This window comes from Sulfurivermis sp. (genome assembly GCF_059410345.1).
Genome location: NZ_JBLJDO010000001.1, coordinates 1 through 21771, shown reverse-complemented (window position 1 = coordinate 21771; position 21771 = coordinate 1). Strand labels below are relative to the sequence as shown.

General features: G+C 64.8%; 21 protein-coding genes and 1 pseudogene. 9 read left to right on the top strand and 13 right to left on the bottom strand.

Annotated elements, in window-relative coordinates; genetic code table 11:
* Positions 1–88 precede the first annotated feature (88 nt).
* Both ACMV8A_RS00110 and nhaD read left to right on the top strand, forming a co-directional pair.
* Positions 89–274, top strand: coding sequence for a hypothetical protein (locus ACMV8A_RS00110; protein ID WP_495323690.1), 186 nt, complete (start codon positions 89–91; stop codon positions 272–274).
* 98 nt (positions 275–372) lie between these two features.
* Positions 373–1806, top strand: coding sequence for a sodium:proton antiporter NhaD (gene nhaD, locus ACMV8A_RS00105; protein ID WP_495323689.1), 1434 nt, complete (start codon positions 373–375; stop codon positions 1804–1806).
* Positions 1807–1875: 69 nt separating this feature from the next.
* Here the strand turns inward: nhaD and ACMV8A_RS00100 are convergent, their stop codons facing one another.
* The 5 genes from ACMV8A_RS00100 to soxB all read right to left on the bottom strand — a co-directional run bounded on the left by ACMV8A_RS00100 (position 1876) and on the right by soxB (position 8128).
* Positions 1876–2370, bottom strand: a complete 495-nt coding sequence (locus tag ACMV8A_RS00100; RefSeq protein ID WP_495323688.1) for a universal stress protein — start codon at positions 2368–2370, stop codon at positions 1876–1878.
* A complete protein-coding gene (locus ACMV8A_RS00095) occupies positions 2367–4166 on the bottom strand; it encodes a SulP family inorganic anion transporter (protein ID WP_495323687.1) in 1800 nt (599 codons plus the stop codon). Before ACMV8A_RS00095 ends, ACMV8A_RS00100 begins: the two co-directional genes overlap by 4 nt.
* 136 nt (positions 4167–4302) lie before the next feature.
* The gene (locus ACMV8A_RS00090; protein ID WP_495323686.1) at positions 4303–5574 is read right to left on the bottom strand and encodes a sensor histidine kinase; all 1272 of its coding nucleotides are present in this window, start codon (positions 5572–5574) and stop codon (positions 4303–4305) included.
* Positions 5564–6244, bottom strand: a complete 681-nt coding sequence (locus ACMV8A_RS00085) for a response regulator transcription factor (protein WP_495323685.1) — start codon at positions 6242–6244, stop codon at positions 5564–5566. Before ACMV8A_RS00085 ends, ACMV8A_RS00090 begins: the two co-directional genes overlap by 11 nt.
* Before the next feature lie 123 nt (positions 6245–6367).
* A complete protein-coding gene (soxB, locus tag ACMV8A_RS00080; RefSeq protein WP_495323684.1) occupies positions 6368–8128 on the bottom strand; it encodes a thiosulfohydrolase SoxB in 1761 nt (586 codons plus the stop codon).
* 187 nt (positions 8129–8315) lie between these two features.
* Here soxB and ACMV8A_RS00075 point away from each other — a divergent pair, with 187 nt between their 5' ends.
* From ACMV8A_RS00075 to ACMV8A_RS00060, 4 genes are all read left to right on the top strand, one after another.
* Positions 8316–8522, top strand: a complete 207-nt coding sequence (locus ACMV8A_RS00075; protein WP_495323683.1) for a hypothetical protein — start codon at positions 8316–8318, stop codon at positions 8520–8522.
* Positions 8523–8622: 100 nt separating this feature from the next.
* Positions 8623–10431, top strand: coding sequence for a cation:proton antiporter domain-containing protein (locus ACMV8A_RS00070; protein ID WP_495323682.1), 1809 nt, complete (start codon positions 8623–8625; stop codon positions 10429–10431).
* Between the two features lie 18 nt (positions 10432–10449).
* Positions 10450–10710, top strand: coding sequence for a YcgL domain-containing protein (locus tag ACMV8A_RS00065; RefSeq protein WP_495323681.1), 261 nt, complete (start codon positions 10450–10452; stop codon positions 10708–10710).
* A gap of 42 nt (positions 10711–10752) precedes the next feature.
* The gene (locus ACMV8A_RS00060; protein ID WP_495323680.1) at positions 10753–11994 is read left to right on the top strand and encodes a DUF1015 domain-containing protein; all 1242 of its coding nucleotides are present in this window, start codon (positions 10753–10755) and stop codon (positions 11992–11994) included.
* 5 nt (positions 11995–11999) lie between these two features.
* On the opposite strand, the gene ACMV8A_RS00055 is transcribed toward ACMV8A_RS00060, so the two are convergent.
* Complete coding sequence (locus ACMV8A_RS00055; RefSeq protein WP_495323679.1) at positions 12000–12398, bottom strand: hypothetical protein; 399 nt, start codon at positions 12396–12398, stop codon at positions 12000–12002.
* Between the two features lie 91 nt (positions 12399–12489).
* Between ACMV8A_RS00055 and ACMV8A_RS00050 the strand changes: the two genes are divergently transcribed.
* A complete protein-coding gene (locus ACMV8A_RS00050) occupies positions 12490–12945 on the top strand; it encodes a DUF6231 family protein (RefSeq protein ID WP_495323678.1) in 456 nt (151 codons plus the stop codon).
* Between the two features lie 72 nt (positions 12946–13017).
* Positions 13018–13761: a pentapeptide repeat-containing protein gene (locus ACMV8A_RS00045; RefSeq protein ID WP_495323677.1), complete on the top strand. Its 744-nt coding sequence runs from the start codon at positions 13018–13020 to the stop codon at positions 13759–13761.
* A 93-nt stretch (positions 13762–13854) separates the two neighbouring features.
* Here ACMV8A_RS00045 and ACMV8A_RS00040 read toward each other — a convergent pair whose 3' ends face one another.
* From ACMV8A_RS00040 to ACMV8A_RS00025, 4 genes are all read right to left on the bottom strand, one after another.
* A complete protein-coding gene (locus tag ACMV8A_RS00040) occupies positions 13855–15213 on the bottom strand; it encodes an HDOD domain-containing protein (protein WP_495323676.1) in 1359 nt (452 codons plus the stop codon).
* Positions 15214–15336: 123 nt separating this feature from the next.
* Positions 15337–16536, bottom strand: a complete 1200-nt coding sequence (gene dinB / locus ACMV8A_RS00035) for a DNA polymerase IV (protein ID WP_495323675.1) — start codon at positions 16534–16536, stop codon at positions 15337–15339.
* A 15-nt stretch (positions 16537–16551) separates the two neighbouring features.
* A complete protein-coding gene (locus ACMV8A_RS00030) occupies positions 16552–17205 on the bottom strand; it encodes a VWA domain-containing protein (RefSeq protein WP_495323674.1) in 654 nt (217 codons plus the stop codon).
* Entirely contained in the window at positions 17202–18638 is a 1437-nt protein-coding gene (locus ACMV8A_RS00025) for a hypothetical protein (protein WP_495323673.1), read from the bottom strand. Before ACMV8A_RS00025 ends, ACMV8A_RS00030 begins: the two co-directional genes overlap by 4 nt.
* Positions 18639–18767: 129 nt before the next feature.
* On the opposite strand from ACMV8A_RS00025, the gene ACMV8A_RS00020 reads away from it, so the two are divergent.
* The gene (locus tag ACMV8A_RS00020; protein ID WP_495323672.1) at positions 18768–20174 is read left to right on the top strand and encodes a Y-family DNA polymerase; all 1407 of its coding nucleotides are present in this window, start codon (positions 18768–18770) and stop codon (positions 20172–20174) included.
* 90 nt (positions 20175–20264) lie between these two features.
* On the opposite strand, the gene ACMV8A_RS00015 is transcribed toward ACMV8A_RS00020, so the two are convergent.
* The 3 genes and pseudogenes from ACMV8A_RS00015 to ACMV8A_RS00005 form a co-directional block, all read right to left on the bottom strand.
* Positions 20265–20780 carry a hypothetical protein gene (locus tag ACMV8A_RS00015; RefSeq protein WP_495323671.1) on the bottom strand — a complete coding sequence of 172 codons (516 nt, stop codon included), beginning with the start codon at positions 20778–20780 and terminating at the stop codon, positions 20265–20267.
* Between the two features lie 67 nt (positions 20781–20847).
* Positions 20848–21189: an antibiotic biosynthesis monooxygenase family protein gene (locus tag ACMV8A_RS00010; protein WP_495323670.1), complete on the bottom strand. Its 342-nt coding sequence runs from the start codon at positions 21187–21189 to the stop codon at positions 20848–20850.
* Between the two features lie 226 nt (positions 21190–21415).
* Positions 21416–21771 (bottom strand): annotated as a pseudogene (locus ACMV8A_RS00005) (hypothetical protein); the annotation flags it as partial.

The window sequence follows — 21771 nt, the reverse complement described above, 5'->3', positions numbered from 1 at the left end:
TCACGGGATTTTCACGCGGTTTTGACCACCACTTCACCCCGACTCCGCTAGGCTGCGGCACACGTTCCCTAGCTCCGTGGAGTTTGCCGTGGCCGCGTCCCGCCCTGCCGCCCCCCCGTTCCGCCGCCTGAAGTCGTGGCCGGCATTGCTGATTGCCGCCCTCGCCGTGCTACTGCCCTTTGTCCCCCTGCTCTCCCACCGCCTGGACATGCTAGCCCTGATTGCCATGCCGTTATCCCTCATCGCCGCCCGCATGGAACGTGGATGGCACTGAGTTCCACCAAGACACCCGTGGCGACGGGTGCGCTATGCAGCAATCACGCGCCCAATTCTCAACCTATCCGTGCCTCCCTAGGTGTGACAGGAGTTGCCATGCGCTCGTTGCCGTCGTTGTCTGGTCTGTTGTCTACCCTGCTGTTTTGCCCCGCCGTCCTGGCCAGTGATGGGGGGCTTACCCAGGATCTGACCGCCACCTGGTTCGGCATCGCCGCCGTCGTGGTCTTCGTGCTGGCCTATGCCCTGGTGGTGACGGAAGAATTCCTCCACCTGCGCAAGTCCAAGCCGGTCCTCGTCGCCGCCGGCATCATCTGGACCCTGGTGGGTGCCGCCTACGCCATGCACGGAGACACCCACACCGCCGGCGCCGCCATCCGCCACAACCTGATGGAATATGCAGAACTGATGCTGTTTCTGCTGGCGGCGATGACCTACATCAACACCATGGAAGAGCGGCAACTGTTCAGCGCCCTGCGTGCCTGGCTGGTATCGCGCGGCTTTTCCCTGCGCTGGGTATTCTGGATCACCGGCATACTGGCCTTCTTCATCTCCCCCATCGCCGACAACCTGACCACCGCCCTGTTGATGGCCGCCGTGGTGATAGCCGTGGGCGCCGGTAATACCCAGTTCATTGTGCTGTCCTGCATCAGCATCGTAGTGGCCGCCAATGCCGGCGGCGCCTTCAGCCCATTCGGTGATATCACCACGCTGATGGTGTGGCAGAAGGGCACTATCGAATTCAACGAGTTTTTTGCCCTGTTCCTGCCCTCCCTGGCCAACTGGCTGATCCCGGCGGTGCTCATGTCCTTTGCCGTACCGCAGGGCCAGCCGCAGGCGGTGTCGGAAAAGTTCGAGGTGAAGTACGGCGGCTATGTGGTGGTGATGCTGTTCATCGCCACCATAGCGCTGGCGGTGTCCATGCACAGGTTCCTGCACCTGCCACCGGTGCTGGGCATGATGACCGGCCTCGGCGTACTCAAGCTATACGGCTACCTGCTGCGCCGTCAGGAACTCAAGCACGAGAGCAGGCGTGAGCCTGAGGCCCTGGACCTGGGCGAGCTGGCGCCCTACGTGAAGGCACGGCACAAGCCGTTCGATATCTTCATCAGCATGAAACGCGCCGAGTGGGACACCCTGATGTTCTTCTATGGCGTGGTGCTGTGCGTCGGCGGCCTCGGCACCATGGGTTATCTGGCCCATGCCTCGGAGTGGCTGTATCAGGGCATCGGCGCCACCCGTGCCAACATCGCCATCGGCCTGCTGTCAGCGGTGGTGGACAACATCCCGGTGATGTTCGCCGTGCTGACCATGTCCCCGGAGATGTCCCACGGCCAGTGGTTGTTGGTGACGCTGACGGCTGGCGTCGGCGGTTCCCTGCTGTCCATCGGCTCGGCAGCCGGCGTTGGCCTGATGGGCCAGGCACGCGGCATCTACACCTTCTTCGCCCACCTCAAGTGGAGTTGGGCCATCGCCCTCGGCTACGCCGGCAGTATCTGGCTGCACTTCCTCATCAACCGCAGCGTGATGTAGCACAAAAAAATAGCCACCCCGGTTGGCCGGGGAGGCTGCTGTAAAGGCCACAACAGCAGAGCGTAACAATCAGGAATATGGTGCCCTCACACCGGACCACCAGCGCGCCAGATGGGCGCTCCAGTGCTCATCATCTCCCACATGCAACACATCACACCCCACCTCTTGCAGACGGACATCGGCGGCCAACTTGGCGAGCTTGCTGAGAGCGCCCCACTTGAGCGGCCCGGTCACCACATAGCGTGCGCGTCGCTGCAGTACCAGTTCCGCCAGCTCCGTTCGCAGCGCACCGGCAAGCACGACGCATTCAGCCGGCGGCAAATTCATCTTTTGCATCAGCCGCTGCAGACGCTCATGCGCTGCCCGTGCCATCGCTCCACGCAACTGTACCGGACTCAGAAACGGCACATGATCGCTTTCGAATCCGGTTTCATGCTCGACCACATGCACCACCACCAACACCAGATCCATGGACTGCGCCAGACGCGCGGCATGCCGGATCACCCCGGCGGCGCGCCGATCGAGATCCACTGCCGCGAGTAGGCAGGCGCGTACGGTATTCATGCCTGTGCCTGCTGCGCCGCACCCGGCCGCTGCGCGCACTCGTGGAAGATGCGCGTGGTACAGCCGCGGCAGACATCGGCATCCAGCAGCGAAATTACGCTGGACAGCGCCACGGTCTTGCCGGTGAAGATGCGATCGCGGCCGATGTCATCCATGTAGCCACCTCGCTCCAGCATCTCCAGCACCGAAGGCTTGACACGGATCAGATACAGCCCACCACCGGCGGCACGACGACGCTTGGCCTCCTGGGCAATGAATTCGGCGCCAGCCACATCGATGAAATTGATGCCAGTGGCGGAGATCAGCAGATGCTTCTGAAGCGGCTGTCCCTCGGTCAGGCGGCGCATGGATTCCGCGACGTGGTTCACGGCACCGAAGAACAGCGACCCATCGAGGCGCAGCAGCTTCAGCTGCGGGCATTCCGGCAGTGTTCCGTCGGTGACGAACTCGCGGCGCGGTGAGGCCGGATTGGGCACACGTGGCAGCAGCTTGGGTTTGGAGGTGCGGTTGATGTACAACACTAACGACAGCAATACGCCGGCGAGGATGGCGAACTCTAGTTCCAGGAACAGAGTGGAAAAGAAGGTGACTGCCAGGATCATCGTCTCCTCGCGACTCGCCTGGATGATCTTGTGGATGTGATGGAAATCGATCAGACCCCAGGCCACCAGGAACAGGATCGCCGCCATCGCCGCATTGGGCAAATAAGCGGCGAGCGGTGCCACCAGCACGATCACCCCGGCCAGCAGCACACCGGCAAACACAGCCGACAGCGGCGTGCGCGCACCGGCCTGGAAGTTGAGGCCGCTGCGGTTGAACGAACCGGTGGCGACATAACCGGAGAAAAAGCTGCCAACCATGTTGGACAGGCCCTGACCGATGAACTCCTGATTGCCGTCGATGTGCTGGTTGGCGCGCGCGCCGAGGGAGCGCGCGATGGACACCGCCTCGGTGAGGGCAAACAGTGTGGTAGCCAGGGCCGCCGGTGCCAGTTGCTTGATGGTCTCCAGGCTGAAGTCCGGTGCCGACAGCGGCGGCAGGCCGTCGGGCAGCGCGCCCACGGTACGGATGCCGGTGACATCTGGCCCCAGCCACTGATTGAGGATTGCCGCCGCCACACTGCCGGCCACCATCGCCGTGATCATGTAGGGAATACGCGGCAACCAGCGCTTACAGGCCAGACCCGACAGCAGGGTGAGTATTGCGACACCGGTGACGTACAGATTGATGTCGCCGAACTGCTGCAACAGGTGCAGCAAGGTTTCGTGAAACTGCAGGCCGCGCGGCATGTCGAGACCGAAGAAGTGCTTGATCTGGTTGCCGGCGATGAGCAGAGCCGCACCGGCGGTGAAGCCGATCACCACCGAGTGGGAGATGAAGTTCACCAGCGTGCCGAGACGCGCCAGGCCCATCACCAGCTCCAGCACGCCGACCATGAAGGTCAGGGTGAGCGCCAGGCGTACATAGTCGATACTGCCCGGCTCGGCGAAGGCCGACAGGCTGGAGAACACCACGATGGAGGCTGCCGTAGTGGGACCGGACACCAGATGCCAGGATGAACCCCACAGTGCGGCGATGATTGCCGGCACGATGCCGGCGTACAGGCCGTATTCCGGCGGCATGCCGGCGATGGTGGCGAAGGCCACGCCCTGCGGCAACACCACCACCGCGCCGGTGAGACCGGCCATGAAATCGGCACGCAGTGTGCCACGGTTGACCATCGGCCACCAGCGGATGAAGGGCAGCAAACGGGCTAGCCAGAGCGGACAGGACAGCGCACCTGCGCTACGGGACACGGTGAGAGTCTTTGCGGACGACATACGGCTCCTCGACTGTGACGCGACACCCGCGCCGGCGAAGGGGTAGAGCACCCCAAGCCTACGCCGGGACCGGTCAAGCGGCGGTCAAGGAATTGTCAAGAAACGGTGAAAATCACACCCGGAAGACGAGACGGAAGGCGGCGCCCTGCCCGGTCTCACTGCTGACGGATACGCGCCAGCCTTGACGATCGGCGATGCGCTTCACCAGCGGCAGACCGATACCGGCGCCGCGGGTTGCACGGCGCGAATGCGCAGTGTGTTCGAACAGACTACACAGATCCTCGGGGGGCACACCGGGTCCGGTGTCGGCCACCGTCACCTCGGCGCCGGAAAGAGTGATCGTCACCTGCCCCTGCTCGGTGTAGGCAAAGGCGTTACGCACCAGATTGCCGAGGGCGATGGCCAGCAGCGGCCGCTCCACCGCCACCTGCGGATGAGCCTCGATGTGTAGCTGCAATTGCACCGGCTTGTGCTGCAACAAGTGCTGGTGCTGCTCGATCACCTCGCGTAGCACCTCGTCCACCGGGCACGGCGTGTAGGCCGGGGCCGGACCGGGACGCTCGCGCGCCAGCATCAGCAGGGTGCTGGTAAGATCGGTCATACCGCGCACGGCGCGCGCCATGCGCTCGACGCGGGCGCGCATCTTCGCGTCGAGCTGCGGATCGGCCTGCAACACCTCCACCGCACCCTGGAGCACCGCCAGCGGCGTGCGCAATTCGTGACTGGCATCGGCAGCGAAGGCGCGCTCGCGCTCGACGAAGGCGAGCATGCGCGCCAGATAGCGCTCGAAGGCGTGCGCCAGCTCGCCCACCTCGTCGTGCGGCAGACCTTCGGCAAACGGACTCACCAGATCGGCCGCGTCGCGCTCGCGCACGCGCCGCGCCAGCTCGCCCACCGGGGCAATCACCCGGCCGGCCAGCCACCAGCCGCCCGCCGCCGACAGCAGGGCGGTGGCGAGGATGCCGAACAACACCACAGCGATCAGACGCTGTTCGCGGTATTCCACCTGGGCACGGCTGTGCAGCATGTACAGCGTCCAGTGGTCGCTGGCAGTGACGGCGACGCGATAGCTGGTGCCCTCCACATCGAGGGTGTGATAGCCGACAGCGAGGGCGCGCAACGCCGCCGGTAGCTCATCGGGCACGGCGCCACGCGGCAACAGATAGCCGCGCACTGTGGCGGTGAGCGGCGGCAGCGACTGCGGATTGCGCGCCAGACGGGCCTCGTAGTCGTCCAGCTCCGCAGTAAGCGCCTCATTGATGAGCCGCTCTTCGAGATCACGCGAGGTGAAATAGACCCAGCCGCCCAGGGCCAGACTGACGACCACGCACAACAGGGCAAACCCCGTCGCCACGCGCAGCCGCAGGCTGGGGCTAAAGCGCATCGGACTCGCTCAGGCGATAACCGAAGCCGCGCACGGTATGCAGCAGCGGCACGGCAAAGGGCTTGTCGATGGCATTGCGCAGGCTGTGCAGATGGGCGCGCAGCGCATCACTGTCCGGCGGCGAGTCGCCCCAGATGGCACGCTCCAGCTCGGCACGGCTCACCACCTGCGGCGCCCGCTGCATCAGCAGCTCCAGCAGCTTGAGGGGAATCGGCGACAGCTCGATGGGCTGGCCGCCGCGGGTCACGCGCCAGGTGCCGGTATCCAGTACCAGATCGGCCACGCGCAGCGGCTGGCTGCCGCTCTCCGGGCGCGGGCGCCGACTCAATGCCAGCAGGCGCGCCTCCAGCTCCAGCAGGGCGAAAGGCTTGATCAGATAATCGTCGGCACCACTGGCAAAACCGTCCAACTTGTCTTCCAGACTGTCGCGGGCCGTGAGCATCAGCACCGGCGTGACGATGCCTTCCCGGCGCAGGCGCGTGCACACCTCCAGACCGTCGATGCCCGGCAGCATCAAGTCGAGCACGATGGCGTCGTAGGGGTTTTCCAGCGCAAAGCCGAGCCCAGCGTAACCGTTATAGGCCACGTCGACGCTGTGACCGCGCCCACCCAGATAGTCGATCAGATTGGCGTTGAGGTCCGGATTGTCCTCGATGACGAGGATGTGCATGGGCCCACCTGCGCAAGGGAAAAGGTCATTGTACGCGCACGGGGAAACAACGGGGAGTCCGCCGCAATGGCGGTGCTGCAACCGCCTGCCGCCTCAGCGTGGCAGACGGTTGCAGCATAACGGTCAGGCGGGGTAGTCGGCGATGCCGGGGTTACCGGCAACGTTCTTCAGCTTCGGCGTGTTGAACTTCTTCACCTTGGCCACCTTCTGGTCGCGCAGGTAGTCGGCCACCACGTCCCAGATGGGGCGGCCCGGCGATTGCGAGCCGACCGTGGCCCAACCAGCCACCTTGTACTTTTTGGTGGCCTCGATGGCCTTGCCGTTGTCCAGGCGCATCTCGGTGACGCGGCTGCCCATCTTGGCGGTGGGGTCGCACACATAATCCAGGCCGGACACGCGCACCATGTCGCCGCCCTGCTGGAAGTACGGGTCTTCGTTGAACAGGTTGTCGAGCACATCCTCCAGGATCAGCTTCACCTCGGCGCCGTCCATCTCGCGCACATAGGTCTCCGGATAGGTGGTGCAGGTCTGGTCCAGCACATGCTCCATGGTGATGTCCTGGCCCGGCAGCACGGTGGTGCCCCAGCGGAAGCCCGGCGACAGGGCGATCTGCGCATCGCCCACCACGCGCTGGGCGTCGCAGATGATCTGGTCGAAGGTGCCGTTGAAGTTGCCGCGGCGATAGAGCAGCTCGCCGGCGGTGGCCAGCTTCTCGTTGAGCTGCGGCAGGTAGGGCTTGCGCACGTTGTCGATGTAGGCCTGCATCTCGGCGTCGGCCGGCAGCAGGTTGGAGAACACCGGCAGCAGGCGGTAGCGGAAATCGCGCACCTTGCCGCCACGCACGTCCAGATCCATCACGCCCAGGTACTTGCCGTTGGAACCGGCATTGGTGACCAGGGTCTGGCCGCCGCGATTCTTGACGATGGACGGGGCCGGCATGCCGTCGTGGGTGTGGCCGCCGAAGATCACGTCGATGCCGGAGACGACAGAGGCCATCTTCAGGTCCACGTCCATGCCGTTGTGGGAGATCACCACCACCAGCTCGGCCTTCTCCTCATTGCGCACCTTGTCCACCATCTCCTGCATCGCCTCGTCGCGGATGCCGAAGGTCCAGTTGGGGATGAAGCGCGACGGGTTGGCGATGGGGGTGTAGGGGAAGGCCTGGCCGATCACCGCCACCTTCACGCCGCCCACGTTGCGAATGGTGTAGGGCTTGAAGGCATGGCCGCTGTTTTCGTCGAAGGAGGGGAAGCCGTCGAACAGCGCCTCTTCCTTCACCTTGACGTTCTGCGCCACGAACTCGCCCTTGAAATCCTTGACGTTGTCCAGCACCTCGGTGTCCAGGTAGGTGAACTCCCAGTGGCCGGTCATGATGTCCACGCCAAGCTGATTGCAGGCGCCGACCATGTCCTTGCCGCGGGTCCAGTAGGCGGTGCCGGAACCCTGCCAGGTGTCGCCACCGTCCAGCAGCAGCGAATTGCCGTCGCCGCGCTCGGCGCGGATCTGCTTGACCAGGGTGGCCAGGTGGGCGAAGCCGCCGACCTTGCCGTACTTGCGCGCCTCATCGGCGAAGTTCAGATAGGTGAAGGCATGGGCCTCGATGGTGCCCGGCTTGATGCCGTAGTGGGCCAGCAGCTTGTCGCCCACCAGGTGCGGTGCCTTGCCGAAAGAGCTGCCCAGACCGAGGTTGACATTGGGTTCGCGGAAATAGATGGGCTGCAGCTGGGCATGGGTGTCGGTGATGTGCAGCAGGCTGACGTTGCCGAACTTCGGCATGTCGTACAGGGCGGAACCGCCCTTCTTGCCGAAGGCCAGGCCCGGCGTCATGGCGGCGGCACCGGCGATACCCATCAACTGAAGAAACTGACGACGCGAAATGGACATTGCAACTCCTCGGGACGTTATAAATTGGGTAACCGGCAGGCAGGCCGGCGTATGTGGCTAGAGTGTCGGCAAGGCTGGGGATTATTCCATCAATTGCTGGCGATTGTTGAGAATTACGCTCGGTGGACGGACGCCGCGCCGAATCCCATACTGTGCCTACGGCATATATCCGGCACTCACCACAACCATGAATACCTACGACAACATCCGCCACGACCTCTCAGATGCCAGTTTCTCCGTCACCACCGCCATCGAGCTGCTCAACGGCATCGAGCAGGACGGGGAGGAGAATCAGACGCTCGCCACACTCATCGCCCGGCTGGAGCAGGTGCGCGATGAACTGGATGGCCTGCGTCTGCAGGTGACCGAGGTGGAAGGCCAGATCACCGTCTGAAATCACCGCAGCCCCCCACCACTTCCGGCGGATTCGGGTTAAACTTCCCGCCCCGACCGGCCGGCGGCCGGCGGGTTGCTGCCGAGGATGTCGTTCATTCATGTTTGACCACACCATCACTGCCCTGGCCGGCCTCGCCATTGTCGCCGTCGCCTGCCAGTGGCTTGCCTGGCGCCTGCGCCTCCCCGTCATCCTACTGTTGCTGGGCGCCGGCATCCTGGCCGGGCCGTTCAGCGGCCTGCTGCAACCGGACGCCCTGTTCGGCGACCTGCTGCCGCCATTGCTGTCCCTGGCCGTGGCCATCGTCCTGTTCGAGGGCAGCCTGAGCTTCCGCCTCAACGACCTGACCGGCCTGGGCGGCACGGTATTCAAGCTGGTCAGCCTCGGCGCCCTGCTCAACGGCCTGCTCATCACCGCCGCCACCCACCTGCTGCTCGGTCTGCCCTGGCTGCTGGCGGCCCTGTTCGGCACCCTGGCCCTGGTGAGTGGCAACAGCGAGCTGCTGCCGCTGCTGCGCCGGGCCCGCCCCGGCGCCCGCCTCGGCACCCTGTTGCGCCAGGAGGCGGCCCTGCTCGCCCCCCTCGCCACCCTCATCGCGGTCCTGCTCCACGCCTGGCTGATGGCCGGCGATCAGCGCGACCCCCTACTCGCCTTCGCCAGCGCCCTGCTCGCCGGCAGCGCCCTGGGCATTGCCGGCGCCTACCTGCTGGCGCTGCTGCTGCGCAATCACTTGCTGCCGGCCCACCTGATCAACCTCACCACCCTGGCCCTGGTGCTGGGCACCTTCACCCTGGCCAGTGCGCTGGAGCAGGAGGCGGGGCTGCTCACCGTGATCGTCATGGGCATGGCCCTGGCCAACATGAAGGACCTGCCGCTGCGCGAAAACGTGGACTTCAAGGAGAGCCTCAGCGCGGTGATCCTCTCGCTGTTGTTCCTGATGGTGGCGGCGCGGCTGGAGCCGTCTCTCCTGACGGCCCCCAGCGCCGAGGTGCTGTTGCTGCTCGGCGTCATCCTGCTGCTGGCGCGGCCGCTGGCCGTGCTCATCGCCACCTTCGGCTCCGCCCTGAATTGGCGCGAGCGCCTGCTGGCCGGCTGGATCGCCCCACGCGGCATCATGGCCACCGCCGCCGCCGCCCTGCTCACCCTGCAGTTGCTCGACCACCGCCTGAGCGACGCCGAACCCCTGCTGTCACTGGTAGTGCTGCTGGTGCTGGCCTCGCTGCTACTGCAACACCTCACCGCCTACCCGCTGGGGCGGCTGCTCGGCGTGGCCGAGGCGGCGCCACGGGGTGTGCTGATCATCGGCGCCCATGGCTTTGCCCGCGCCATCGCCCGCACCTTGAACGAACTCGGTATCCGCGCCGTGCTGGCCGACACCGATTGGGAGGATGTGCAGCAGGCACGCATGGACGGTCTCAGCACCTACCTGGGCAACCCGCTGTCGGAGCAGGCGGATCGCAGCCTGGACCTGATCGGCATCGGCCACCTGCTCGCCATGTCGCACCGCCCGGCGCTCAACGCCCTGGCCTGCCAGCGCTACCGCAGCGAGTTCGGCGGCGAATACGTCTATTCCCTGCTCACCGCCGAGGAAAAACGCGCCACCGGCAAGAGCGCCATTGGCCGCCACTATGCCGCCACCCGCCTGTTCGGCGGCGAATTCACCCTGACCCAGTTGTCCGGCATGCTGGCCCGCGGCGGCGACATCACGGTTCTCAGCGCCGCAGAAGCCGAGCAGCGCCCGCGACACATACCGCTGTTCGTGCTCACGGCCGGCGGCGTGCTGCGTGTCGTCACCAGCAACAGCGCAGAACTGCAAGAGGGTGATCGCCTCATCGCCCTGCTGCCAACGGCGGAAGAGCAATTGCCCCTGCGCGTGGACTCGGCCGTGACCAGCGCGACCCCGGCCTGAGCATCGAGGAACACCGTCATGAAGTGCTACATCTACAAAAGCAGCAAGAAAGACCAGCTCTATCTCTACCTGCCGCAGAAGGATGATTTCGAGGCCGTGCCGGCCATCCTGATGGACACCATGGGCACACCCGAATTCGTGATGGAGCTGGAACTGACAGCGGAACGCAGGCTGGCCCGCGCCAATGCGACGGAAGTGCTCGCCAGTCTGGCTGAAAAGGGGTTCTACCTGCAGATGCCGCCCAAGGACCCCCTCGCCGACATGCGTATCGACGCATAAACAACTCAAAACGACAAAGACGATAACCGACAGGAACGTGCCATGCCCCTGATCCGCCCCTTCGCCGGCCTCTGCCCCGCCCCCAACCGCGCCGCCGAGGTGGCTGCCCCGCCCTACGACGTGCTCGACAGCAACGAGGCGCGCCAGCGCGCGGTGGGCAGACCGTGGAGCTTTCTGCACATCTCCAAACCGGAGATCGATCTGGCGCCCGACACCGATCCCTACGACGCCCGCGTCTACGCCAAGGGTAGAGAAAATTTCGAACGCATGCTGAAGGAAGGCGTGCTGCAACAGGATCCGGCGCCATACTACTACCTGTACCGCCTGATCATGGGCGATCACCAGCAGACCGGTTTGGTGGCCGCTGCCCGCGTCAGCGACTACGACAGCAACCGCATCCGCAAGCACGAGTTCACCCGCCCGGACAAGGAAGACGATCGTGTGCGCCAGATCGACAGCCTAAGCGCGCAGACCGGCCCGGTGTTCCTCACCTACAAGCACCACGCAGTGATCGATAGCCTGGTCGCCAAGGCCACCACCGCCACACCGGACATCGACATCACCGCCGACACCGGCGTGCGCCACTCCCTGTGGCGCGTCACCGACCAGGCCAGCATCGACCTCATCACCCAGACCTTCGATGCCATGGACTGCCTGTACATCGCCGACGGCCACCACCGCTCCGCCGCCGCCTCGCGCGTGGCCGCCGCACGCAAGGCCGCCAACCCCAATCACAACGGTGAAGAGGCCTACAATTATTTCCTGTCGGTGATCTTCCCCGACGATCAGATGCAGATCCTCGACTACAACCGCGTCATCAAGGATCTCAACGGCCACACGCCGGACAGTTACCTCGCCGCGGTGAATAGTGCCTTCACGGTGGAAAAAGTGAACGCCCAGTACAAGCCTGCGCAGGCCGGCGAGTTCGGCATGTACCTGCAGCAGCAGTGGTACCGCCTGTCCATCAAGCCGGAGCGCATTCCGCAGCATGATCCGGTGAAGCGCCTCGACGTCAGCCTGTTGCAGGACAATCTGATCGAACCGGTGCTGGGGGTTGCCGATCCGCGCCGCGACAAACGCATCGACTTCGTCGGCGGCATCCGTGGCCTGGGCGAACTGGAGCGCCGCGTCAACTCAGGCGAGATGGCCGTGGCCTTCGCCCTCCACCCCACCTCCATGGCACAACTGATGGCGGTGGCCGATGCCGGCGAGGTCATGCCGCCCAAATCCACCTGGTTCGAGCCCAAGCTGGCCGACGGCCTCGTTTCACATTTGCTCGACTGACACAGCTAGCGCCGCTGGCGTTGCTTGGCCTCTTCCAGTTCACGCGCCAATTCGCGGATGTCGTCCACGCTGCGGATGGTGAACTCGCGCTCGGGCAGCGGCACATAGTCTGAGGTCTGAGCGGGAGGCGCCGCAGGTGCAGGCGCTGGCTGAACCGGCGGCGTGGCGACCACCGGCGGCGGAACGGCCGGCACGGCGTGAGCAGGCGCCGCAGGCAGACGGTCCGCCGCCGACTCCACCCCCGCCTGCTCCGCACGCGCGGCCTCCAACATACGGCGCAGGTTGGCGGCGATATCCATATCCGGGATCACCACACCGGCCTCGGGCGGTGCCTCTTCTGCCGCGGCCGCTACGGCAACACACAAGCTGCCCCACAACCACACTGCCTGCCAGATTTTTCTCACTGCTCGCGCCCGCCTGATTGATGCCGTTCCCCTTCCCCTGCCTGGCAACGACGTCCACAATAGAAACATGGACGCGCAGTATAAAGCAGACATGGTGCAGCTACTCGAACAGATGCAGCCGCGCAGCGTATTGTGTCTGGGTGCCCCCTGCCCACCGGCAGTGCATGACTATATCTCCGCCGCACCCGGCCGCCTGGCCCAGCACCTGGCCAAAGCGCCCACCACCCTGGGCCGCTTCGATCTGGTCATCGTGGCGGATCTGCTGGAGCGGCTGTCCAAGAACCGCGGCGCACAGTTGCTCGCCCGGCTGCGCGACGTGCATGGCGGCCGCTTCCTGTTGCAACTCGCCGCCATGCCGCATGCGGAACACGCCAGCCAGTGGGACGGCAACGAACTGCTGGCCCTCGGCCTGGTCAGAGTGAAAAGCTACCCCGAGGCCGGCCTCCATCTGTACCGCTACGACCTCGATGATTACAAGACCACGCCCGATTGGTTCAATCCCCGCTTCTGGGCGCACCCCGAGCGCTGGGACAAGGATTACTGGTAAACAGCGACGGCTGTAAAATGCCACACCATCGCGTACAGTGTTCACACCAACCACCAGACTGCGCACCAACCGATGCCACGTTATCTGCTACTGCTCCTCACCCTGCTCACCATCGCCGGCACGGCCCATGGCGCCTGCGACGATCCCCCCGCGCCGGGCGTGATCTGGCGTGACTGCGACAAAAGCGGTATCGACCTGCGTGGCGCCGACCTGCGCGGCGCCGTGCTCACCCGCAGCAAATTCACCGGCGCCGACCTGCGCGAGGCACGCCTCGATCGCGCCGACCTCAACTTCACCGATCTGAGCAACGCCCGCCTGGAACAGGCCCATCTGCCCACTGCCCGCCTCACCGGCGCCCAGGCGCGGCAGACCGATTTCAGCCATGCCCTGCTGCGCGGCGCTCGCTTCGACCGGGCCGAGATGCAAGGCGCCATTCTGCGCGGCGCACAACTGGGCGGCGCCAGCTTCTATCAAACCGTGCTCGATGAGGCCGATCTTGGTAGTGCCGACCTGAGCGGCGCCGAGCTGCGCCAGACCTCGCTGCAACAAGCCAAACTGGCGGGTGCCAACCTGACCCGCGCCAATCTGTTGCAGGCCAACCTGGAACGCGCCGATCTCAAGGCAGCCCTCATGGAACAGGCGCGGCTGGAAAAGGCCAACCTGCAATACGCCGACTTCAGCAACGCCGACCTCACCCGCGCCTCACTGGTGGAGGCACGGCTGTTCGAGACCCGCTTCGATGATGCCAAACTGGGCGGCGCCATGTGGGTCGATCGCAAGCGCTGCCGCTTCGATTCGGTGGGGAGCTGCCAGTAGGGCGGAGATACAAGTTTCGTAGGGTGGATAAGCGCTGTGTTGAAAAACGAAACGGCCCGCGAGGGCCGTTTCGTTTTGGTGCGGGGGAAAAACTCAGGCAGCCATCTTGCGCGCCATGAACTGTAAACCTTCGCGCATCTGCAGCACGGTGCCGAGGGCGGCCTCCGTCTGCTCCTCGGTCAGGCCCACGGCCGCCAGCAAGTCCGCTGGCAGATCGATGCCGGTGGCATCACCCATGCCGAAGCGTTTGATCAGGCGGTTGGCGATGTGCACCAGATTGGGGTAGATGGCAAAGTCGCCGCGGTAGTCGCCGTTGTGATGCTCGCGCACCGTCTCGACGATCTCCTTGGGCAGGTTCCAGGCATCCATCAGCCACAGCCCCATCTCGGTGTGGGTCACGCCGACCAGCTCGCGCTCCAGCTCCAGCACCGGACGTTCCGGCTGGGCTGCCACCGCCGCGTTGAGACGCTTGAACTGATCCGGGAACAGGTGGCCCAGCAGCAGGAAGCCAAAGTTGTGCAGCAGACCGGCCATGTAGGCGACACCGGGGGACGGGCGATGACTGAACTCGATGGCATTGCACAGGGTCTGGCTCAGCGCCGCCACGTGCAAGGCGTCGCGCCAGAAGTTGTCCAGTCCCAGCGGGCCATCCTTGGGGTTGCGGAACGACTTGCCCAGGGCCAGGCCGAGGGAGAAGTCCATGACGAAGTCCATGCCCAGCACCCGTACGATGGCCTGCTCCACCGAGGTCAGCTTGCCCTGGTAGGCATAGAACGGCGAGGCGGCATAGCGCAGCAACTGCGCGGTCAGGCTGGGATCCTGGTCGATCACCGCCGCCAGCTCGCTGGCGTTGGCATAGGGGTTATTGCGCAGCGCGAGGATCTGGCTGGCGATACCGGGCATCGGCGGCAGGGAATGTACCTTCTCCACCTTCTCCTTCATGCCATCGCGCTTGGTCTGCGCCGGGGTGGTCGCCTTGCTGATCGGGCTGGAGATGCGGTGGCCGCGCAGGGCACCGCTGGTCAGACGAGCAAAGTCGGCCTGCTGGGCGCGCACGAACAGATGGCCAACGCCGGGGGTGAAGAACACCTCGTCCAGTTCGTCCACGGCGCGGTCGACGATGACCTTGAGGCCGTAGGGTTCGCCCAGGGGCGGCAGGGCAGCGGTCTCGCTGTCGGTCAGCAGGGACTTCAATTCGTCGCTGTTGCAGGCAGTGAAGTTACGGCGGGAGTTGCCGTTGAGCACCTCCAGGTCGAGACGCTGAGTGGCCGGGTAGACGGCCATCAGGTAACTGGAGCCATCCTTGAGCACGGCGCTACGCACCAGCTTCTGCACCGGCACGCGGGCGGCACGCACCGCATCGGCCAGCGACAGACCCGCTGTTGCGGCATGTACCTTGTACTGCCCACCCTTGCGGGCGAGGTAATTACGCACAGTGGTCGGAATGTTCATCTCTCTACTCCTTCGGGCGCGTTGAACAGGATTTGGCCCGATCTTTCCATGAGCTAAGCCTAAGGCAACCCCAGCACCAGGGTTGGGATATATATCACACATTGCAAAAACAACAAATTAGCTCTATTTATCGCCCTGCCGGCCACCCCGGAACAGGCTGCCGCGACCATAGCGTTCGGTGATGCGGTCCACCACGGCATCAACACGGCTCTGGCGCTCCCGCAGCGGGGCCGCAAACAGGTCCGCCTGACCGTTGGGAACGGCGTCGAAACCGCTCACCCCCACCCCAATCAGCCGCAGCGGCGGCAGTGGTTGCGGCAGGCGCTGCTCGAACAGGGTCAGGGCCGCGCGGCGGATTTCATCCGTGATATCGGTCGGTTGTGCCAGGGTTTGAGCCCGGGTCAGGGTGGAGAAGTCCGCCAGGCGCGCCTTCAGGTGCACCGTGCGCCCCTGGAGGCCGTGCCGGCGCAGGCGCCAGGCCACCTGTTCGGCCAGATCCAGCAGCCAGGCGCGCAGCACCTCACGCTCGCCGATATCGCGGGGGAAGGTGGTTTCCTGGGAAATGGACTTGGCCTCGCGCTCGCTGACCACCGGCCGGCTGTCGTTGCCGTGGGCCAGCTGCCACAACTGTTCGGCGAAGTTGCCGAAGTGCTGTTGCAGCAGGCGCGGGCTGTAGGCGCGCAACTGGCCGATGGTGCCGATGCCGAGCCGCTCGAACGCCTTGGCCCCCACCTTGCCGACGCCCCACAAGCGCCCTACCGGCAAGGGATCGAGAAAGGCCTGCGCCTGCTTGGGAGTAACCACCACGAAGCCATCCGGCTTGTCGATGTCCGAGGCGATCTTGGCGATGAACTTGTTGGGCGCCACCCCCACCGAGGCCACCAGCCCCAGCTCGGCGCGGATTTCCTGCTTGATGCGCCGGCCGATGGCCTCCCCCGGCCCGAACAGCTGCTCGCTGCCGCTCACATCGAGAAAGGCCTCGTCCAGGGACAGCGGCTCCACCTGCGGGGTGTAACGCTCGAAGACGGCGCGGATCTGCTGCGATACCTCGGCATAGAGCTCGTGGCGCGGCGGCAGCAGCACCGCCTGGGGGCACAGGCGCAGGGCGGTGGCGGTGGGCATAGCGCTGTGGATGCCATAGCGCCGCGCCGCATAGCTGGCCGCCGCCACCACCCCACGCCGCTCGGCGGCGCCGCCGACGATCACCGGCTGCTGCGCCAGCTCCGGCCGGGCGCGGATCTCCACCGCGGCAAAAAAGGCGTCCATGTCCACATGGAGGATGGTGCGCTGCATGGGGATGTGACCAGCGGAAAACTCGGGCACATCAGTTTACACCCGTCAGTCGACGAACAGGGTCTCCAGCCGCTCCAGGTCGTTGAGCACACGCCAAGAGCCGCCGCCGGCCTCGACGCGCTGGCGCCACTGGGCCAGCCGGTCCATGTATTCGCGCGGGTCGACATTGTCGCTGCGCAGCTTGCTGACGTTGAGCGCAATCACCTCGAAGCCGTCCAGCTTGAGCGGGATGGCGTCGCGCACATAACCCGCCGCCAGCTCCTCCTTCATGTCGGAGAAGATCAGCACCGTCTTGCGGCCGCTGCCCTTCTCGTCCAGATACTCGATGGCCTGCAACAGGCCGCCGGTGATATCGGTGTAGGAACTGGGCTTCACGCCGGCGACGAACTTGTCGATGGTCTCGCGGAACTGGCGCTTCTGCAGATTGGCGCGACTGGGCTGGCCGTCGAAGGTGACGCGGGCGACGATGTCCTTTTCGCTGAAGCTGCCGGTCTTGATGCGCGCCACGGCAAAGGAGTCGCCCGGCCCCAGCTTGGCCAGCACGAAGTTGATGATCTGCTGCGCCTTGTCCAGTTCCTTGGTGTAGGTGCCGGAGGTGTCGAGCAGCAGATAGACACCGCGGCTGTGGCTGGTCTCATCGCTGCACGCCGGCAGCAGCAGGGCCGCGGCAGCGGCCAGCAGGAAGGCGCGCCGCTTCATGACCTCTCCTCCAGCGCCACCGCCTCCACCGCGGCCGGCGCCATCTGCTGGCGCCGGCGCCAGCGCTCCTCCAGCCACAGCGGCAGGAAGATGAGCAGGTCATACAGGCGGATCAGCATGGAGCCGCCGTGGCGGAACACATTGCCCGCGAAGCGCAGCACGAAGGCCAGCGCCTGCAACACGCCCTGGGCCAGCAGGCCGAGCACGGTACGCGAGGAGTGGATGAAGGACTCCAAGGGGATCGCCACGAACACCAGGGCAAAGGGCAGGATGAAACCCATACCCATCTGCGCCGCCGTGGTGATCCACTGATTGGCCGCCACCGCCGTCACCGTGCGATCGCCGATGAGCGAGGCCACCAGGCTGGCGTCGTCCTGCGACAGCTTCTCGCGCATATAGGCCAGCCCCGCCTCGACGCTGGCCAGCAGCAGCAGGATGGTGAAGGTGATCCACACCATGCGCACGCGCATGCGGTCGTCCAGCGCCGCAATCACCGGGAACAGGCGGGTGATGCGCAGCGACTCCATCAGGAACAGCCCCATGGCGATCTCCACCAGGATGATCACCAGGGCGGCGATATTGGCCACCTTGTGACCCATGATGAAGCTGCTGCCGCCCACCATCTCCTGCATCGGCCGGGCGATGAGGTGGAAGTTGATCACCGCGCCGCCAATGGCGATGGCCAGCACGAAGCCGGCGATGAAGAACTGGGTCAGCGAAGAGGAGGACAGCATACGTTCGGCGCGCGGACTGCGGTTGAGAATATCCTCGTAGGCGGTCATGTGGCGATCGATGCTGGTGGAACGCTCCAGCAGGCGGGTGACGCGCTTGTCCATCTCGCCCAGCACCCGCGCCACGCGCCGCCACAGCGGCATCATGCGGCTCAGGATACGATGGCGCTTGCTGTTGTCGTTGCGGTACTGCTCCAGGGCGCTGCGCTGGGCGCGCACCATGGAATCGTGGATATCTTCGAGGATTTCGCCTACCACCGGCTCCTTGGGCGCGATCTTCGCCACCGCGTCCACCACCTTGGCCCAGGCCGGCGGTTCCGGCGGCACCGTGGAGCTGGCGTGATAGTCCTGCTCCAGGCGGTCGACGGCCTCGCTCATCTGGCGTTGCAGGGCGGGGTACTCCGCCAGGTCGCGGCGCACCGCGGCATCGATGCGCTCGAACTCGCGCTCGATGATGCGTTCCGCCGCCTCGCGCCCGGCGGCGAGCAGCACCTCACTGTTGCGCTGCTTCAGGCGCTGTTCCGCCAGCAGCACCGAGCGGGCCGCCAGCTTGCAGGCATGGTGCAACAGGCGCGAGCCCGCCGCGATGGCGTGGTGCGCCGCGGGCCGCGCCAGATAAAGCAGCGCGACGCCGACCACCAGCCAGATCAGGGCGGACAGCAACGGCGACCCCGGCACCAACAGCAACGATTCCCAAGACATAGCCACCTCCCTAGCCGATATTTCCCCACCACGTTATAGCCTATCGCTGCAGCGGACTGCTATGGCAATCACACTTCCCTCCGCGGCCAGCCGGGCTATACTGCACATCCATACACATTGGATATCCCCATGCTCTGGCTCGCCATCCACCTGCCCCACCTCGCCCTGGAACTATTTGGCCCCACGTCACAACCCTTCGTGGTATTCGAGGCATCCGGCAACCGTTCCAGCGTTCACGCCCGCAACCGTGCCGCGGCCGCCGCCGGCATCCGCCGCGACATGACCTTGAGCACCGCCCGCGCCCTGTGCGCCGAACTGGCCGCCCACCCACGCGACCCCACGGCGGAGCAGGCCGCGCTGGAACAACTCGCCGCCTGGGCCGGACAATACACCTCACAGATCAGCCTGCAAGCCGACGGCCTGCTGCTGGAGATCGGCGGCAGTCTTGCCCTATTCGGCGGCCTCAACGCCTTGCAGAAACAAATCAGCCACGGTCTGGACGGACTCGGCTATCACCCACGCCTGGGCATCGCCCCCACGCCCCTCGGCGCCTGGCTGCTGGCCCGCGCCGGCGACGCGACACCGGCCATCGATCGCGCCGAACTCACCCGCCGCCTGCACCCGCTGCCCATCGCCCTGCTGGAGGTAAAGGAACAGACCAGGCAGGCCCTGCATGGCCTGGGCCTCGCCACCCTCGGCGACTGCCTGCGCCTGCCGCGCGCCGGGCTGGCCCGCCGTCTGACACCGGACCTGCTCATTTATCTCGATCGCGCCTTCGGCCTGCTGCCCGACCCGCGCCCCAATTACACGCCGCCCACACGGTTCGCCGCGCGCCTTGCCCTGCCGGCGGAAGTGGAACACATCGAGGCCCTGCTGTTTCCCCTGCGCCGCCTGCTGCTGGAACTCACCGGCCTGCTGCGCGCCAGGAGCGCCGGCGTGCAGGAATTGCATCTCCAGTTGGAACATCACCTCCGCCCCGACAGCCGCATCACCCTCGGCCTGCTGCAACCCACGCGCGACAGCCAACACCTGCTCGCCCTGCTGCGCGAACGCCTGGAACGCTTCGAGCTGCCGGCCCCGGTGCAAGCCATCGCCCTGCACGCCGAACGCTTCCCCGCCCTCGATGAACCGCATCACGAACTGTTCGCCGCCGATCAGCCGACCGGCAATGACAGGGCCGCACTCACCGAACGCCTGCGCGCCCGCCTGGGCGAGGACGCGGTGTGTGGTCTGACCATTGCCGCCGACCACCGGCCGGAACACGGCTGGCAAACCCTGCCACCCGCCCAGGGCAACACCGCGCAGCACAGTGTCGCACCGGCAACGCGCCCCGTCTGGCTGCTGCCCGCGGCGCAACCGCAGTCCCTGCTCGGCCTGCGCCTGTTGCGCGGACCGGAGCGCATCGAATCAGGCTGGTGGGATGGTTCTGATGTTGCGCGTGATTACTTCATCGCGCTCACGCCACAGGGGCAGCAATTGTGGGTGTATCGGGACAGCCGGAATAATCAGTGGTGGATGCAGGGGATGTTTGGATGAATGGGAAATGAGGGTGCTAACGTTTGAAATCACCGGCCTGCGCGGCTTTTCGCGCAGGTCCAGTGGATTGATGGGTTGGGACGCAGACCTTCATGCCACCACCGGTTCAATGCCCAGCAAAGAGTAGTTGTCTATGAAGCTGTCGGCACCGATGAACTCGCCGACGGTTTGAACCCCTGACTCTTTGGTGCGACCCTGAGGCTTGAAATCGAGCGACAAGTGATAACTGTCGCTATTCGGGAACTTGCTGCTGAAAAAGTAGTGAAGTCCCTTGGCTACAGTGGCCGCTGGAAAGACAAACACTTCAGGCGCGAGCTGCCCATTTGCGAGATCGACGCAGCAGATAAATCGGCGTGCAAGAGGGATAGTGTCTTTTTCTGGCGAGGCGTATTTGCTCTGAAGTATCCAGCGGCGTGAATACTTCGCAGAAGACTTCACTTCAAGGAAGGCGACATTTCCGGCTTTGTCGAAGACGAGAATGTCGTAGCCAATGGTAGTTCCCCATTGAAGCGTGACCATGTAGCCGCGTTGCGTGAGCCGTGACGCAACGAGAAACTCGCCAGCGAGGCGATTCAAATTCTTCTGCTCGTTCGATACGCGCATCATTGGTGTGCGCCCCAACGTTTAAGGTAAGGGGCGCACCGCTTGCGGCGCGTCCCGCTTGACCGCAATGTTAGGCCGATGGTTTGCCATAAGCACGCTCAACTTTCGCGACTCTGATTTCATAGTGTTCGTACCATGAACGCTTCCCCATTTCTTGAGCGACACAGTGCTCAGCATGAGCTTTCCACGCAGCGATAGATTCTTGGGATGTCCAGTATGAGACTGTAATGCCAAAGCCATCGACTCCACGGACGCTTTCAACGCCCAGAAAGCCGGGTTGTTTGGCGGCCAGGGCAACCATTTTCTCAGCCATATTTCCGTAACCGTTATCGCCTCCGGCTCGCCGAGAGGAAAAAATGACGGCGTAGTACGGCGGCTCGGGTGTACGGGTAAAGTCAGCTGCTGAGCTCATATATACGGCCTAACGTAGAAGTGAGCGGCCTGCGCGGCTTTTCGCGCAGGTCCGCTCGACTGCCGGGTTCGGCATACACGCGACGAGTTGTTGCGGCAATGCACGAAGACCTTCACGCCGTGCTACACGCGCACGGCAAAGACTCATCGGAGTATGCAAAACAGCTTGACCGTGCCAGCCGCATTTTGCGCGGCTCGCTGCCCGAGATACTGGAGGTGTTTCTCGACTACTCATCTTCCTCGCCACGGTGATGCACGGTGTCAAACCAATCGAACTGCCCAATGGTTTCAATCGCTGCGGCGAATAGCTTTCGTTCCATCGGGTCGCCAAACGCGACATCGCCGGTGAACTTGAAGGAGCAGATACATGCTTTTGTGTCGTAGAAGACTTCATCGACAGCGTCAGCGACGCCAGCAAGTGCGGCCTTCTGCGCGAACGACAGCATTTCAATCAATTCATCTGCCTTGGAGTAACGACTGATGAGATTTATGCCGAATGCGGAAAGGCTTCCAGGCTCTACCTGGTGTGCTTTTTCATCGAAGTACGAGGTCATGCGGACTCCTTGGTTGTGGATGCCGAACG